Below are 14,714 nucleotides of genomic sequence, written 5' to 3' on the forward strand. Positions count from 1 at the left end.
CTGATCGACTGGACAGAATTTCTCTATCTTTTAAACATGAAAGAGCAGACCAATGCCACATTGCATTATTGAATATGCTGCCCCTCTTAAAAACAAAATATCCGTTGAAGATCTTGTCGATATTGTTTTTACAGCCACAGCAGAGTCCGGGCTGTTTGATGTTTCCAGCATCAAGGCTCGCGCAATTGAAGTGGCGTATTTCAAAACCGGTGCGACGGAACAGAACTTTGTTACGACAACAATCAAGTTGCTGCCGGGACGGACTGTTGCGCAAAAGAAAGCTCTGGGTGAAGCAGTGTTGGCTGTGAAACAGTCGCAGCTAAAGGGCAAGGCCCTGTTGAATGTAGAGGTTGTTGATCTGGCAGAAGCCTATTTTAAATAGAAGTACTTCTCTTGTCGCTTAATCGGGCAAAGAGAAAAATTCCAGTTTATACGCCCATGACGTAATGAGCCGGGAGCTGGAATTTTTCATCTTCACTCAAAGTAATATCAGAACTTTCTGAAATGATGCCTATTTGATCTGGCCGAGAACCTGTGCGAGCTGCTCAACAGTCCGGTCAATATTGTGGAGCTTGTCCAGGCCAAAGAGTCCAAAGCGGAAGGTCTGAAAGTCAGAAGGTTCATCACATTGTAGAGGAACACCCGCAGCGATCTGTACGCCCTGAGCAGCAAATTTCTTGCCGTTCTGTATGTCCGGATCTGTTGTGTAGCTGACCACAACACCCGGTGCCTGATATCCTTCAGCAGCAACACTTTTGAACTGGTGCTTTTCCAGAAGCTCCCGGACTTTTTTCCCCAGTAGTAACTGTTCGTCGCGTACCTTATCAAAACCATACTGCTCGGTTTCCAGAATAACGTCGCGGAATGCTGCAAGGCCATCGGTCGGCATGGTCGCATGATAGGCATGACCGCCTTTTTCATAGGCTTGCATGATCTGCATCCATTTTTTCAGATCACAGGCAAAGCTTGTACTTGCTGTCTTCTCGATGGTCTCAGTCGCTTTGCTGTTCATCATGACCAGGCCGCAACCGGGAGAAGCGCTCCAGCCTTTCTGTGGCGCGCTAATCAGAACATCTACGCCGATGGCTTCCATATCAACCCAGACGGTACCAGAGGCAATGCAATCGAGGACAAACATACCGCCCACGGAATGCACAGCTTCGGCAATCTGCTGCATGTAGTTGTCGGGCAAGATCATGCCAGATGAAGTTTCAACATGCGGGGCAAAAACAAGATCAGGTTTTTCGCTCAGAATGGTGCTGATGGCCTCGGCAATGGGAACAGGGGCAAAGGCTGCTTGTGGGCCTTGACTGATCTGTCGGGCCTTAAGCACTTTTGAGGTAGCTGGAATATTCCCGGCTTCAAAGATCTGGGTCCAGCGGTAGCTGAACCAGCCATTCCGGATCACGAGACACTTCTTGCCTGTGGCGAACTGTCGGGCAACCGCTTCCATTGCATAGGTGCCGCCGCCAGGAACCAGCGAGACAGAATGGGCATTGTAAACTTTTTTCATGGTCCGGGAAATATCGGTCATCACCGTCTGGAAAGACCGGGACATGTGATTGAGCGAGCGGTCAGTATAGACCACGGAAAATTCGAGAAGTCCGTCCGGATCCACATCTGGTAACAATCCACTCATTCTTATCTCCCTTGAAATTTCTGTGTTCTTCCTGCCAAGGGTGCTCTGAACATGCTTTTGCAAAGCATCCTGACAGACAAGGTATCTCTTAACATGCAGATACCTGCCATAGTACAGTTACATCAACCAGGAGAAGAGTAACAGTGCCTCCGGGGCGCAGGACTTGTGATCAAAATTCGTCTTTAGTTCAGGAACGTTATACGGTTCAGAAGGAAGCGGCAGCCCGCGAAGCCTGATCGTAGAGGCCGGATACACTGCGCAGGATTTGCGCTGTTCTGGCAATCTCGTCAAATTTGGTTTCCGTGGCGACTGCGGGATCAATCAGGCAGAGGTCACGGATCTTGCGGTATTCGGCACAGGCCTTGATACCTTCTTCGGTGGTCGAATAAAAGATCTCCTTCCCCCTTTTGGAGCCTTTGACCAGCTTTCCCTTGATCAGTTTCTTGAGCGAGTAATTGACCGTATGCGGGTCCTCGATGTTGAGCACAAAGCAGATGTCATTGAGGCGTTTTTCCCGCTTGCGATGATTAACATTGTGTAAGACCAGCACATCCAGCGGGTTGAAATCATGCAGGCCGGTTGCATTCATACAGCGGACCATCCAGCGGGAAAAGCCGTTGAAAGCAATAATCATCCCGTATTCCAATTCGCTCATCTGCCAGCCTTGTTCACTGGCCAGGTGTTCTGAAGAAACAATCGGGCGCGGGGCTTGCGGCGGAACTACGGGATCGGACATGGCTAGACCTCTGATGGCTATGGAGCGTTTGACAGGAATTCCCTACATGTTGTTTGGAAGATAGGTTACGAGCTCAGGGACGGCAATAATTATACCCAGGGCGAATAACAGCAGGGCGAAAAAAGGCAGAGCCGCCTTGGCAACAGTCAGGATGTTTCGTCCGGTAAGGGATTGCAAAACAAAAAGGTTAAAGCCGACGGGTGGTGTGATTTGGGACATCTCGACAACAATCACGATGTAGATTCCGAACCAGAGAGGATCAATTCCAGCCTGTTCGACCATGGGCATAATGACAGAGGTGGTCAGAACGACAACACTGATGCCATCGAGGAAACAGCCGAGAACGACAAAAAATACGGTAAGTGCCGCGAGCAGGGCATAGGGGCTGAGTTCCAGGCTGCCGATCCAGAGGGCCAGGAGTTTTGGAATACCCGTGAAGCCCATGGCGACAGTCAGAAAGGCAGCACCTGCGAGAATGAAGGCAATCATGCAGGAGGTCTTGGTTGCCCCCATGAGCCCTTCCATAAAGCTCTCTCGGGTCAAGCCACCAGTACACCAGGAGAGAAGCAGGGCAAGGACAACACCAACAGCCGCAGCATCGGTTGGCGAGGCAATACCAAGATAGATTGAGCCGATCACCCCGGAGATGAGAAAGATAACCGGGAGCAGGCTGCGAGTCCGACGGATTTTCTCGCGAAAGGACAGTTGTTCGATCACATCAGGGAGCTTGTCTTTGTTGAACAGGGCCCAGACGACGACAAAACCGATAAAGAGAGCGACCAGCAACAGGCCGGGAATGACCCCGGCAATAAAAAGACGGGCAATCGACTGTTCGGTGGCCACGCCGTAAACAATGAGAATGATGGAAGGGGGAATCAGCAGACCAAGGGTTGCTGATCCTGCCAGAGTGCCGATCATCAGGCTTTCGGGGTAACCGCGTTTTGACAGCTCGGGAATGGACATTTTGCCAATGGTCGCGGCGGTTGCGGCAGAAGAGCCGGAGACGGCGGCAAAGATGCCACAACCGATAATATTCACATGGAGAAGTTTGCCCGGAATTTTTCCGACCCAGGGAGAAAGCCCGCTGAACATGTCCTGGGAAAGGCGGGAGCGAAACAGAATTTCGCCCATCCAGATAAAGAGAGGTAATGCGGCGAGGGCCCAGGAATTGCTGGAGCCCCAGACGGTGGTGGCAAGCACGCTGCCAACGGGGGCGTCCGTGAAGAGCGCCATGCCGAAGATGCCGACACCAAAGAGTGAAAAAGCAACCCAGACACCTGACCCCAGCAAAACAAAGAGGGTCAGCAACAACAAAACGGTAAGATAAATCTCGGACATTTGACGGTGCTTCCCTATTCCGCGTGGAGATCGGCGTGATCTTGTTGCAGGAGGTTCTCTCCCTTGCCTTCATAGCTGGCTTCACCGCCGCGCAGGACAGTAACCAGTTCATCAAGCAGCGCTATGGCCAAAATGCCCAGTCCCACCAACATGGGGGTCATGGGGAGCCAGATCGGCACGGCGATCATTCCCGTAGAGAGATCGTTATAGGTAAAGGCTTCATGGACGAGCAGCCCGGTGTAGTAAGTACAGAAGAGAGCCATCGTCGCAGCGACAACAAGACACCAGATCTCGATCACCCGACGCAAGTTCTGGGGCAGGTTCTGTAGCAGGAGCGAAACCCTGATATGGCTGCCGTCGCGCAGGGTATAGGCCAGGGCGAGAAAAGAAGACGCGGCCAGAAAAAAACCGGTAAAATCGCCATAGGAAGGGATGGTCAAACCAATTGCTTCGCCGGTAATGGCTGTGCTGAGACGGTCAATCAGATTAAGCAGAACCTGGGCTATAACCGTAATGCAAATTGCCAGAAGGAAAAAGGCGGCTGCCCAGCCACTGGCCTGATAGAGCTTATTGAGGATCTGTCGCATGGTTACACGCCCTCTGTTGACGATTCTGCGGGCCTCTGGGCACGCGCAGGAAACCATTATACCTGATGTGATCAGGCACTTGTAAAACCGGGGTGATCAGGTTTCCCGGATCACCCCGATGAGAAAAGATCAGTTGCCGTAGGCAGACAGAATTTCTTCGCCTTCACTGCCAGCTGCTGTCTTCCAGTCTTTGAGCATTTCTGCGCCGACAGCTTTCAGGTCTTGAACCAGCTGTTCGGACGGAGGATTGACAATGGTCACGCCATTGTCCTGCATGACCTGGATCTGGGCATCGGTTTCAGCCTTGCTCATGGCCCAGCCGCGTTGTTCGGCTTTTTGAGCGGCATCAAGAACCGCGGCCTGTGTTGCTTCATCCAGTTTGCGCCAGGCGCTTTTGTTGATCACAACAATGTTCTTCGGAACCCAGGCCTGAATATGGGTATAGTGGGAAACAAAATCCCAGGCCTTGCTGTTGGCGCCAGTAGAGGGGGAGGTGATCATGGCTTCGACACGGCCTGTGGTGTAGGCTTGTGGAATGTCCGGTACTTCGACCTGTGTTGGAGCCGCGCCTGTCAGCTGGGCGAATTTTTCCAGTGTGGCGTTATAGGCGCGGAACTTGAGCCCCTTGAGATCGGCAACAGAGTTGATCTCTTTGTTGGTATAGAGGCCCTGTGGTGGCCAGGGAACAGAATAGAGTGGCATCAGGCCCTGTTTGTCAAGCAGCTTGGTGATCACAGGTTTCTGTGCGGCCCAGAGTCTTTCTGCATCGTCATAGTTGGTGGCAAGAAAAGGCAGGGAGTCTGCGCCAAAGGCTTCATGCTCGTTGGACAGTAGGGAAAGGAAGAACTCACCGACTGGTACCTGGCCGCTGCGGACAGCATTCTTGATTTCAGGGTGCTTGAACAGCGATCCGGCGGAATGAACCTTGATGGTCAGCGCACCATTGGTTGCGGTCTCGACGTCCTTTGCGAATTCAATGATGTTCTCGGTGTGGAATGTCTTGTCCGGATAAGGCGTCGGCATGTCCCAGGTATCGGCCTGAGCGGACATGGTTGCGCCCATAGCAAGGGCAGCGACACCCGCGGTGAAGTTACGAAGTACTTTCATCTGATAAACCTCCCAAAGGTTTTTCTGGATTAGGGGCTTTGCCCGAAACATATTATTGGCTCGCAAACCGCATTGGATTTTTTATGAGTAGAACGAGCAAAAACTGCGTGATGACCAACCGCAAAATGTACGCCAACAAATACGCATTAATTTACTGTGACATTTTGTTGACAAATAATCAATAAAACAATAACGATTTATTATTGTAATCTGCCTGACGCAATAATTCATAAGCAAAAATTGAGAGGGCAAGAGTTGGATATCCGGATACTGACCGTAGGCGATGCAGCCTTTACGATTGAATTCCCTGGCCTTGAAGGGGTCTCGGGGGCCCGGCAGGTTGCTGCCTTGCGCAGTCGTGTGCAGGAGAAAATCAAAGCCGGACAGCTTTCAGGAATTGTGGATATCATCTCGGCCTCCCGCGCACTTACCATTTGCATCGATCCCTTTGTCGGTGATTTTAAACATCTTCAAACGGCTGTTGCTGCATTGGCAAAACAAAAACTGTCTCTGACGAAGGGGGCTTCACAGCTCTGGCGACTCCCCGCCTGTTACGAGGGAGACTATGGACCTGATCTGGAAGACGTTGCCGCGCGATCGGGGATGACTGCCCGGGAAGTTATTACGCTTCATAGCGATCGGGAATACGAGCTGTTGCAGATTGGCTTCCTGCCCGGCTTTCCGTTTCTGGCAGAGATTGATGAGCGGCTGAGGTTCCCCAGGCGAACCAGCCCGCGGGTAAGGGTGCCTGCAGGTTCTGTTGGAATTGCGAATGCACAAACTGCGATCTATCCATGGGAGAGCCCGGGAGGCTGGCATCTTCTTGCCCGTTGTCCTGTCCCGCTGTTTAACCCGCTCTGGGCGCGGCCCAGTCTTCTTGATACCGGGGCGAAGGTGAAGTTTGAACCGGTAAGTTCTCACGATCTGCTGCTGTTACAGCAAGATCTGGCCAGTGGTAAACTTGATCCGCATTCCTTTGTTGCCGAGGGAGGGGAGGGATAAATGGGAGCCGTTCTTAAAATTCTTTCCCCAGGGGTATTTTCTTCTCTCCAGGATCGCGGGCGGCTGGGTTTCGGGGCCTATGGTGTCCCGCGCAGTGGTGCGGCTGACCCTGTCAGTTTGCGCATAGGCAATCATCTGCTGGGGAATGATGCTTTTGAAACGGCAATTGAGTTCCGTTTTCTAGGACCAAAGATTCTGATCGAGAGGGGATCGGTCCGACTGGCGCTGGCGGGGGATGCGACAGCGGATTTGTTCCTAAGTGAAAATGATGAGGCTGTGAAAATCTCTCCCTGGCAGACGGTCAGGCTTGATGAGGGAGATATACTATCCGTGATGCCCCTGTCCAAGGGGGCAACTGGTTACCTGGCTCTTGAAGGGGGCTTTGATCTTGAGCCGGTTCTGGGCAGTTGCTCTACCTATGCCAGAGCTGGCCTGGGTGGGGTGAATGGAAAAAACCTGCAGCAGGGTGATTGCCTCACAGCCCGGCTTGATCACCCCAGAGAGATGATTGAAAAGATTGTCAAACATCCACCAAGATTTGGAGAAGAGCCCTTGCGTGTTCTGCTGGGGCCGCAGGATGATTATTTTTCTGTAGAAACCCTTGGTATATTTGAAGCTTCTGAGTACCAGATCAGCAGTGATGTTGACCGTATGGGTATCCGTCTGGAGGGAACAGCTCTTGCTCCTCTGCCAGAAAAAGGCAGTGACCTTATTTCTGACGGGCTGGTACCGGGAGCAATCCAGATCCCCGGGAACGGACAGCCGATCGTTCTCTTTGTTGATTGTCAGACGATTGGCGGTTATCCGAAGATCGCCACCGTTATTACGGCTGATCTGCATCATCTGGGGCAAGTGACGCCCGGAAATACGATCCGCTTCAAGGTTGTGACACCAGAGGAAGCCCGGGCAGCGCTGGATGAGCGAGAGCAACTTATTCAGCAGGTCGAAAACTCGGTTGCAGAACATTTCGGCGAAGGCTTTCTGGATCTCAAGGCGCTTTATCAGAGCAATCTGATTGCCGGGGTTGTCAATGCTAAAAACTCCGGGCATTTCCCCGGACATCTGGAGGAAGGTTCCCATGAAACTGATTAATCTCAACGCCGATATGGGGGAAGGCTATGGTCAATACGGAATCGGCAACGATGCGGCCATGCTGGAGGTTATCGGTTCGGCAAATGTAGCCTGTGGCTATCATGCAGGGGATCCTCTTGTAATGACCGCGACAGCCCGCCTGGCAAAGGAAAAAGGGGTGAGTATCGGTGCGCATCCGGCTTTTCCTGACTTGCAGGGTTTTGGCCGTCGTAAAATGGTTCTGCCACTCGACGAACTGGAAGCGATGATGGTCTACCAGATCGGTGCGCTCATGGCGGTTGCAGCCAGCCAGGGAAGCCGGGTTAGCCATGTCAAGCCGCATGGGGCGTTGAATAACATGGCAGCAGAAGACATGGAGATGTCGCGGGCGATTGCCCGGGCAGTTCGAAGTGTGGATCCTGGTCTGATACTGTTGGCAACAGCCGGGTCATGCCTGTGCAAGGCGGGTATTGAATTGGGATTGCCGACAGCTGGCGAGATATTTGCCGATCGAACCTACGACGAACAGGGTAACCTGACCTCGCGATCCCTGCCCCATGCTGTGATTCATGACCCCGAACAGAGTGCTGAACAGATTCTTTCTTTTGTACAGGCGGGCAAGATCATCACACCGTCAGGCAAGGGCATTGAGACGCCGATCCACAGCATCTGTGTGCACGGGGATACTGCCGAGGCCGTCGCCATTGCTCACCGTGTCAAAGAACGATTGGAGCAGGCAGGTTACAGGCTGGCGCCACTCCCGGAGGTGATGGGACTCGCTTGAGAAGAATTGTCGGCGGCTTTAGGCTGTCAGGTAGGAAAACTCGGCGACGATCTTGCGATAGAGCTCACGCTTGAAGGGAACGATAAGCTGTGGCAGTTCTGACATTTCGACCCACTTCCAGTCTGAGAACTCGGGAATATCGGTTTCGATATTGATATCTGAATTCTCGCCTTTAAAGCGGAAGGCATACCATTTCTGTTTTTGCCCCCGATACCGACCTTTCCAGATCTTTGGGACGAGGTCATGGGGCAGATCATAGGTAAGCCAGCTGCTGCTTTCTGCAAGCAGTTCGGCCTTTGCTGTTCCGGTTTCTTCTTCCAGTTCGCGCAAGGCGGCGACAAGGGGCTCTTCGCCATCATCTATGCCGCCCTGTGGCATTTGCCAGGCTTCGCCAGGATTGTCTATGCGTTGCGCAACAAAAACTCTGTTTTCCTGATTCAGCAACATGATACCAACGCAGGGGCGATAGGGAAGCGCTTCAATCTGAGCGTTGTTAAGAACTTTAGCCATGATCTCAGCCTCCTGTTTTTGGTGCTTGTTTGTTTTTATTCTTGGGTGAGGTCATCTTTGCCGAAGCAGGGTCATCTGGCTGGGGGATGACGGCGGTCAGGGGCACCAGTTGATAGCCCCGTTGGTCAAGTCCCTGAATCCAGCTGGCCATTCGCTCAAGAGTGACCGGGAAGGGGCGGCCTGTCGCTATGGCATACCCGTTTCTAAGGGCGATCTGTTCGACTTGAGCCAGCCGGGAGTCAATTGCAACGCGGCTGAGTTGGGCTTCGTCGATAGCGCGGTTGTTGACCAGAACAGGGGAGCCCATCTCCCTTCCGATCCGCGGGGCTAAACTGGCTTCATTTCGACCATTGTCTAAAAAGAGGAGACCCTGATCTTTGAAATATTCCATAACAGGTTTCATCTGGCGTTCGGAAGTAACAAATCGTTCCCCCATATAAACACTCATCCCGACATATCCTGATCCCCGATTGGCAATCCAGGCCAGATACCTCAGGTTTCCTTCTGGTTCCCGCCCCGTTAACAAGGCCTGGGGGCCCGGGTCATCCGATGGATAGGTCAGGGGTTCCATGGGAAGATCAATCAGGACCTCATGATTGTGGGAATGCGCGAGGGCAATCCAGCTATCAAGATCCTTGGCATAAGGGGTAAAGGAGAGGGTTATGGCCCCGGGGAGCTGGCGAATGGCCGCATCAGTTGCCGCTCTGGACAGGCCTAGTCCAGTGAGAACAATTGCAATACGGGGGCGCCCGTCGTCTGCCGGCTGCTGCTGGCTGTACCGCTGCCAGTTCGGCTGGTGAAGGTCAGGAGATCTTTCCTGTACGGGAGAAGACGTCACAGGCTGAGCTGGTGAGAGCGCAGCCGTTTCAGTTGTCTCTGTCGGCCCGGTCACAGCAGGCTCAGGATTATTGGTTTGTGACAGTGTTTCCTGGGATGTTTCGGGTGAAGTTGCTGGGGAAATTTCTGGGGAAACTTCCGGGGCGGTGGCTGCCGAATGATTTTCGGGCGCCGCTTCTTCTTTATGTTCTGATGCAGCGTCAGGGGCCGTCTTTTCAGGAGATGTTACTGTATTATCCGGGCTGGGGGCCGCGGCCCCTGCCGGAGTTTCTGCTGAAGCAGTTTCCCGAGCATTGTCAGGTGGTATTAGGGTGGGGTGTTGATCAGTATTTACTTGTTCCGGGGGGGGGGCTTCCGGCTTGAGGAGCGATTCATGTGTCGGCTCTTCCGGTTCGCCAGAGTGTTCGTCCTCTGGTTTTTGAGTTGTCTCGTGCGTTGCAGTTTCCGGCTGATAAACGTAAGGCAGGGGGACATGGGGTCCGTAAACCATATAGCCTGCTGTGGCACTGATCAGAGAGATCAGTGCCACCCAGCTTAGCGTTAACAGTATTTTGTTCCAGTTCACAGCGATCTCAATCGTTGATGATTAGGCCCGGTGATCTGCTAGTTACTTGCGTTGGCGTTGACGCTGTAAAGATTAATACCATTGATCAGGTCAAGGGCGCGCAGCAACTGATAGTCCTGTGGTGCTTTTTCTTCTTCACCTGCTTCACTTCCATCAGCTTCACCTGTGCTGTTGGTGCCACCCTTGTTCTCAAGCGCGCCTCGCAAATCAGCTTCCCGGCGTTGGCTCTGGGGTTCAAGTGTTTCTAGCTTGGACTGCTCAACAATGATATCCGGGACGATCCCCTCTGCCTGAATGGAGCGACCAGATGGCGTGTAGTATCGGCTGGTGGTCAGGCGCATGGCACCATTTCCGAGCAGGGGCATGATCGTCTGGACTGACCCTTTACCAAAAGATTTGGTTCCCATGATAATTGCACGACGATGGTCCTGCAGGGCTCCGGCAACAATTTCTGAAGCTGAAGCCGAACCACTGTTGATCAGGACCACCAGAGGTTTCCCGTTGATCAGATCGCCATCGCGGGCATTGAACCGTTGGGCGTTTGAATTGTCGCGTCCACGCGTTGAAACAATTTCACCCTGGTTGAGGAAAGCGTCGGAGACAGAGATTGCTTCGGTTAGAAGACCACCGGGATTGAGACGCAGGTCAAGCACAAGGCCGATCATCTTGTCACCGAGTTCTTTTTTGATTTCCTCAACAGCTTTTTCAAGGCCGGGAGTTGTCTGCTCGTTGAAAGAGGAAACCCGGACATACCCGACGTTGTTCTCCACCCGGTGGCGAACCGAGCGTACTTTGATAACATCGCGTTGCAAGGTTACGTCAAAGGGGTCCTGGCCTTCTCTGCTGATGGTGATTTTCAGATCACTCCCGACCTTGCCGCGCATTTTATCGACGGCTTCCTGCAGGGTTAATCCAAGCACGGGGTCGCCATCAAGGTGGGTGATGAAATCTCCTGCCTGAATTCCGGCGCGATCAGCAGGGGTGTCATCAATGGGTGAGACAACCTTTACAAAGCCGTTTTCCATTGTGACCTCGATACCAAGACCACCAAATTCTCCACGAGTCTGAACCCGCATGTCCTGAAATGAATCAGGTGTCAGGTAGCTGGAGTGAGGATCCAGTCTGGACAGCATTCCCTGAATCGCTGACTCGATCAGCTCTTCATCAGAAACTTCTTCGACATAGTTGGCTCTGATACGGTCAAAAACGTCACCAAACAGTTCCAGTTGCCTATAGGTGTCACGGCGTGGATCGACGGTTTCGTCCGCCATGGAAACGCTGGGGAGTGCAAGGGCAAAAGCCGTTGTTAAAAGCACTTTTCTGAAACTGAGCATCAACCGTTCACCTTGTTGAGATTAGAAGTGTTTGAGTCTGATAATAACCAGGGCGAGGGATTAATTGGCTGTCCGCTGCTGCGCAGTTCGAAATAGATTTCTGCCTGCTCGTTCGTTCCGTCTCCCATACGGGCGACAGGTTCACCAGCAAGAACCCATTGTCCAACAGCCACATCAATCCTTTCTACTCCGGCCAAGAGTGTATGATATCGTCCCGAGTGTTCAATGATCAAGATTCTCCCGTAGCCCCGAAAATCTCCGGCATAGGCGATGCGGCCATCATAAGGCGCAATAACCTGGGCAGCGGGGCGTGTCGCAATCACCACACCCTTGTCGAATGTTATATTTGTCCCTTTTTTTTGCCCGTAAAGGCTAATCATCTTTCCGCGAGCCGGGGGTAAAAGTACACGTTTCTGGCGAGAAGGAAAGTCCCGGATTTGTGTTGGGTCAGGGATTGCCGCTAGTTGCGTGGGGACAGAATCCCCTGTTGCTTCAGCAGGTTTTTCTGTTTGTATCTGGTCAGTGCCTTGAGCCGAAGCCTGGGACGGGGGAGCAGATTCCTCGATCACAGGTGGTGGGGCCGGCCTTGCTTTAGGGCGAGGGGCCAGGGCGGCAAGTCGGGCTTTGTCTTCTTCCAGCCTGGCGACGAGATCTTTCATATCTTTTGCCTGCTGGGCCAGCTGTTTGACGCGCCCATCAACCGATTTTTGCGAAGATAGTGTTTGGCTTTGTACAGTTTGTTTTCGCTTGATCAGAATATTCAAACCGTCGCGTTCCCGATTGAGATCCTCACGGGATGTCAGCAGGGCCGTGCGTTCTTCTTCGATTCGCTGCCTCAGATCTGTCAGTTCGTTCAGATCCTGCCGCAAGCTCAGAACCCGTTTCTCGATTTCCGGGACAGCAACCTGGAGCAACATGGCACTGCGGACGGTATCGACGGGAGAGCCGGGTGCCGCGGCAAGGGCTTCTGGAGGCAGGAGAGCGATTCTTTGCAAAGCAGAGAGTGTGCTGCTCAGTCTTTCCTTGTCCTGGAGCAGCTTTTTGCTTTTTAGTGTTTCTTCCTCCACCAGAGAAAAAAGAGTCTCTTCTATCGCTGTGAGGTCGCTTTCATAATTCTGGATTTTGCTGGCGGCTGCAATGAGTTGTCCCTGCAAACCGGAGAGTTCCCGATCCAGTTTTTTTGCTGTCTGAGAGAGTTTTTCCGCTTCTTTTTTTCCTTGAGCGGCTTTTTGCTCAAGTTTTTTCAGTTCCTGACCGACATCCTGTGCCCGGGCTGGTAAAGGCTGGAACAAAAGGCTGAACAGCACAAAACCCGCACAGGCAAGAAAGAGCGACCGCCATAGGGAGACGTCATCTTTCTTGAACTCTGGGGGAAAAGAACGCGCCAAGATGTTCCTCTACTCGGTATCGTTACGATGTATCAATGACCTGCCATCCATTTCAGAAGGCTGATCAAGATGAAGGAGATCAAGAATAGTCGGCGCAATATCGGCCAGCCGTCCGTTCTCGATCCTGGTAACATTATCAGGGCCATTTACTAATAAAATGGGTACAGGATTAAGTGTATGGGCTGTATGTGGCTGTCCTGTGACGGGGTCGAGCATTTCTTCAGCGTTGCCATGATCGGCTGTGATCAGCAACCGGCCCCCAACGGAAAGAACTGCCTTGTGAATCTCCTGCAGGCAATTATCAACGGTTTCTGCGGCTTTGATCGCAGCCTCAAGACTGCCTGTGTGACCGACCATATCACAATTGGCAAAATTGCAGATTAACAGCTGATAGGTACCGCTGGTTATTGCCTGGCAGAGTTTGTCACAAACTTCCCGGGCGGACATTTCTGGCTGCAGGTCATATGTTGCGACCTTAGGGGAGGGCACCATGACACGGTGTTCGCCCGGTAAAGGTTGCTCCTGACCACCATTGAAGAAGTAGGTGACGTGTGGATATTTTTCTGTTTCAGCAATACGGAACTGGGACAAACCGGCGGCGGAGACGATCTCTCCCAGTGTTTTTGTCAGGTCTTTGGGCGGGAACATAACCCCCATTTTCGGGGCAAGTTCATCGGAATAGGCAACCATGCCGAGGTAAGCGCTGCAGGCGGGATGTTTTTGACGTGTAAAGCCCGCAAAATCCTTGTCAATGAAAGCATGAAGGATTTGCCGGGCCCGGTCCGCGCGGAAGTTGGTCATGATCAGTGCGTCACCGTCGTTCATTCCCTGATAGTCGGCAATGGCACAGGGCAGAACAAATTCATCCCAGATCTTTTGTTCATAACTGCGGGAAATAGCGGTTTCTGGCGAGGATGCCTGTTCGCCCTGCCCCAGGGTAATGGCATCGTAAGCCTTTTCTACGCGTTCCCAGCGGTTGTCGCGATCCATGGCATAGTACCGTCCCAGGACGGTGCCGATAACGACGCCGGGGGTTGAGCTTTCGAATGTTTTGATAAACTCAATGGCGCTTTGTGGTGCTGTATCTCTGCCATCCAGAATGGCATGGACAACAACGGGAATACCGGCCGCCTGAAGAATACGCACCAGGGCCGAAGTTTGTGCCTGATGACCGTGAACGCCCCCATTTGAAATCACGCCAAGTACATGGGCTGTGCCACCTGTGTCTTCCAGCTTGCGGATGGTATCCAGCAGGGCAGGGATCCGGGCGAAGCTGCCGTCTTCGATTGCGGTATCAATGAGCGGCAGATCCTGCATCACAACCCGGCCAGCGCCAATATTCATGTGCCCGACTTCGGAATTCCCCATTTGCCCGTCGGGCAAGCCGACATCCCGGCCACAGGTCGCAAGGTATCCCAGGGGAACTTCTTTACTCAATCTGTCCACCAGCGGAGTTTTGGCAAGGTTGATGGCATTATGATCGTCTTCCTTGCGGAAGCCCCAGCCATCCAGAATGCAGAGGACTACTGGTTTGGGGAGAGCTGTTGAGAGTGACATATGACTGATTGTTCTTTCTTCTGGGCGTCTGGGGCAGGTGTATAGAGTAAGGAGAAACTTTGTTCGTTTTCTGATTGCCCAATGTAACGCTCTTTTAAGGCAAGTTCACGGTCTTGTTTTGAATAAAACGCGTTTTTTCAACTGCTATATGCCAACGAAGCAGGAAGTTTTAAAGCGTTTTTCTTTTGATCTGAATCGGTTTCGGGATTCCCAAAAGCGGTATTCTATGATTCACTTTCGGGAGGAGGTGTTTCATGGG

Annotated in this window: 14 protein-coding genes; 4 read left to right on the forward strand and 10 right to left on the reverse strand. The window is 52.5% G+C overall.

From position 1 onward, the window contains the following. Window positions 1-52 precede the first annotated feature (52 nt). Window positions 53-382, forward strand: coding sequence for a 5-carboxymethyl-2-hydroxymuconate Delta-isomerase (locus tag O4H49_RS16870; RefSeq protein ID WP_269424612.1), 330 nt, complete (start codon window positions 53-55; stop codon window positions 380-382). 129 nt (window positions 383-511) lie between these two features. On the opposite strand, the gene O4H49_RS16875 is transcribed toward O4H49_RS16870, so the two are convergent. The 5 genes from O4H49_RS16875 to O4H49_RS16895 all read right to left on the reverse strand — a co-directional run bounded on the left by O4H49_RS16875 (window position 512) and on the right by O4H49_RS16895 (window position 5,407). Continuing rightward, the gene (locus O4H49_RS16875; protein WP_269424613.1) at window positions 512-1,639 is read right to left on the reverse strand and encodes an aminotransferase class V-fold PLP-dependent enzyme; all 1,128 of its coding nucleotides are present in this window, start codon (window positions 1,637-1,639) and stop codon (window positions 512-514) included. 205 nt (window positions 1,640-1,844) lie between these two features. Beyond that, the gene (locus O4H49_RS16880) at window positions 1,845-2,375 is read right to left on the reverse strand and encodes a winged helix DNA-binding protein (RefSeq protein WP_020593030.1); all 531 of its coding nucleotides are present in this window, start codon (window positions 2,373-2,375) and stop codon (window positions 1,845-1,847) included. A gap of 42 nt (window positions 2,376-2,417) precedes the next feature. After that, window positions 2,418-3,713, reverse strand: a complete 1,296-nt coding sequence (locus O4H49_RS16885; RefSeq protein WP_269424614.1) for a TRAP transporter large permease — start codon at window positions 3,711-3,713, stop codon at window positions 2,418-2,420. A gap of 14 nt (window positions 3,714-3,727) precedes the next feature. Then, window positions 3,728-4,300 (reverse strand): TRAP transporter small permease, encoded by a 573-nt coding sequence (locus O4H49_RS16890; RefSeq protein ID WP_269424615.1) that lies wholly within the window; start codon window positions 4,298-4,300, stop codon window positions 3,728-3,730. Window positions 4,301-4,429: 129 nt separating this feature from the next. Next, window positions 4,430-5,407: a TRAP transporter substrate-binding protein gene (locus O4H49_RS16895; protein ID WP_269424616.1), complete on the reverse strand. Its 978-nt coding sequence runs from the start codon at window positions 5,405-5,407 to the stop codon at window positions 4,430-4,432. Window positions 5,408-5,662: 255 nt separating this feature from the next. On the opposite strand from O4H49_RS16895, the gene pxpB reads away from it, so the two are divergent. From pxpB to O4H49_RS16910, 3 genes are read left to right on the forward strand one after another with little or no spacing between them, the layout of a single operon-like run. Further along, window positions 5,663-6,409, forward strand: a complete 747-nt coding sequence (pxpB, locus tag O4H49_RS16900) for a 5-oxoprolinase subunit PxpB (protein ID WP_269424617.1) — start codon at window positions 5,663-5,665, stop codon at window positions 6,407-6,409. Next, window positions 6,410-7,501, forward strand: a complete 1,092-nt coding sequence (locus O4H49_RS16905; RefSeq protein WP_269424618.1) for a biotin-dependent carboxyltransferase family protein — start codon at window positions 6,410-6,412, stop codon at window positions 7,499-7,501. Further along, entirely contained in the window at window positions 7,488-8,264 is a 777-nt protein-coding gene (locus tag O4H49_RS16910) for a LamB/YcsF family protein (protein ID WP_269424619.1), read from the forward strand. Before O4H49_RS16905 ends, O4H49_RS16910 begins: the two co-directional genes overlap by 14 nt. 18 nt (window positions 8,265-8,282) lie before the next feature. Here the strand turns inward: O4H49_RS16910 and O4H49_RS16915 are convergent, their stop codons facing one another. The 5 genes from O4H49_RS16915 to gpmI are packed head-to-tail and all read right to left on the reverse strand — an operon-like array spanning window position 8,283 to window position 14,455. After that, the gene (locus tag O4H49_RS16915; protein ID WP_269424620.1) at window positions 8,283-8,774 is read right to left on the reverse strand and encodes an RNA pyrophosphohydrolase; all 492 of its coding nucleotides are present in this window, start codon (window positions 8,772-8,774) and stop codon (window positions 8,283-8,285) included. Window positions 8,775-8,778: 4 nt separating this feature from the next. Then, entirely contained in the window at window positions 8,779-10,176 is a 1,398-nt protein-coding gene (locus tag O4H49_RS16920) for a divergent polysaccharide deacetylase family protein (protein WP_269424621.1), read from the reverse strand. A gap of 38 nt (window positions 10,177-10,214) precedes the next feature. After that, the gene (locus tag O4H49_RS16925; RefSeq protein WP_419715235.1) at window positions 10,215-11,510 is read right to left on the reverse strand and encodes a S41 family peptidase; all 1,296 of its coding nucleotides are present in this window, start codon (window positions 11,508-11,510) and stop codon (window positions 10,215-10,217) included. Continuing rightward, window positions 11,510-12,898 carry a murein hydrolase activator EnvC family protein gene (locus tag O4H49_RS16930; RefSeq protein ID WP_269424622.1) on the reverse strand — a complete coding sequence of 463 codons (1,389 nt, stop codon included), beginning with the start codon at window positions 12,896-12,898 and terminating at the stop codon, window positions 11,510-11,512. The genes O4H49_RS16925 and O4H49_RS16930 overlap by 1 nt, the downstream gene beginning before the upstream one ends. A gap of 9 nt (window positions 12,899-12,907) precedes the next feature. Continuing rightward, a complete protein-coding gene (gene gpmI / locus O4H49_RS16935) occupies window positions 12,908-14,455 on the reverse strand; it encodes a 2,3-bisphosphoglycerate-independent phosphoglycerate mutase (protein ID WP_269424623.1) in 1,548 nt (515 codons plus the stop codon). Window positions 14,456-14,714 lie beyond the last annotated feature (259 nt).

The sequence above is a fragment of the Kiloniella laminariae genome (assembly GCF_027214005.1).
GTDB classification, from domain to species: Bacteria; Pseudomonadota; Alphaproteobacteria; order Kiloniellales; family Kiloniellaceae; genus Kiloniella; species Kiloniella laminariae_A.

Excerpts from the sequence above, each read along its gene's own strand:
- O4H49_RS16885 (WP_269424614.1), bottom strand. The coding sequence starts at position 3,713 with ATGTCCGAGATTTATCTTACCGTTTTGTTGTTGCTGACCCTCTTTGTT.
- O4H49_RS16905 (WP_269424618.1), top strand. The coding sequence starts at position 6,410 with ATGGGAGCCGTTCTTAAAATTCTTTCCCCAGGGGTATTTTCTTCTCTC.
- O4H49_RS16870 (WP_269424612.1), top strand. The coding sequence starts at position 53 with ATGCCACATTGCATTATTGAATATGCTGCCCCTCTTAAAAACAAAATA.
- O4H49_RS16880 (WP_020593030.1), bottom strand. The coding sequence starts at position 2,375 with ATGTCCGATCCCGTAGTTCCGCCGCAAGCCCCGCGCCCGATTGTTTCT.
- O4H49_RS16925 (WP_419715235.1), bottom strand. The coding sequence starts at position 11,510 with ATGCTCAGTTTCAGAAAAGTGCTTTTAACAACGGCTTTTGCCCTTGCA.
- O4H49_RS16910 (WP_269424619.1), top strand. The coding sequence starts at position 7,488 with ATGAAACTGATTAATCTCAACGCCGATATGGGGGAAGGCTATGGTCAA.
- gpmI (WP_269424623.1), bottom strand. The coding sequence starts at position 14,455 with ATGTCACTCTCAACAGCTCTCCCCAAACCAGTAGTCCTCTGCATTCTG.
- O4H49_RS16915 (WP_269424620.1), bottom strand. The coding sequence starts at position 8,774 with ATGGCTAAAGTTCTTAACAACGCTCAGATTGAAGCGCTTCCCTATCGC.
- O4H49_RS16875 (WP_269424613.1), bottom strand. The coding sequence starts at position 1,639 with ATGAGTGGATTGTTACCAGATGTGGATCCGGACGGACTTCTCGAATTT.
- O4H49_RS16895 (WP_269424616.1), bottom strand. The coding sequence starts at position 5,407 with ATGAAAGTACTTCGTAACTTCACCGCGGGTGTCGCTGCCCTTGCTATG.
- O4H49_RS16890 (WP_269424615.1), bottom strand. The coding sequence starts at position 4,300 with ATGCGACAGATCCTCAATAAGCTCTATCAGGCCAGTGGCTGGGCAGCC.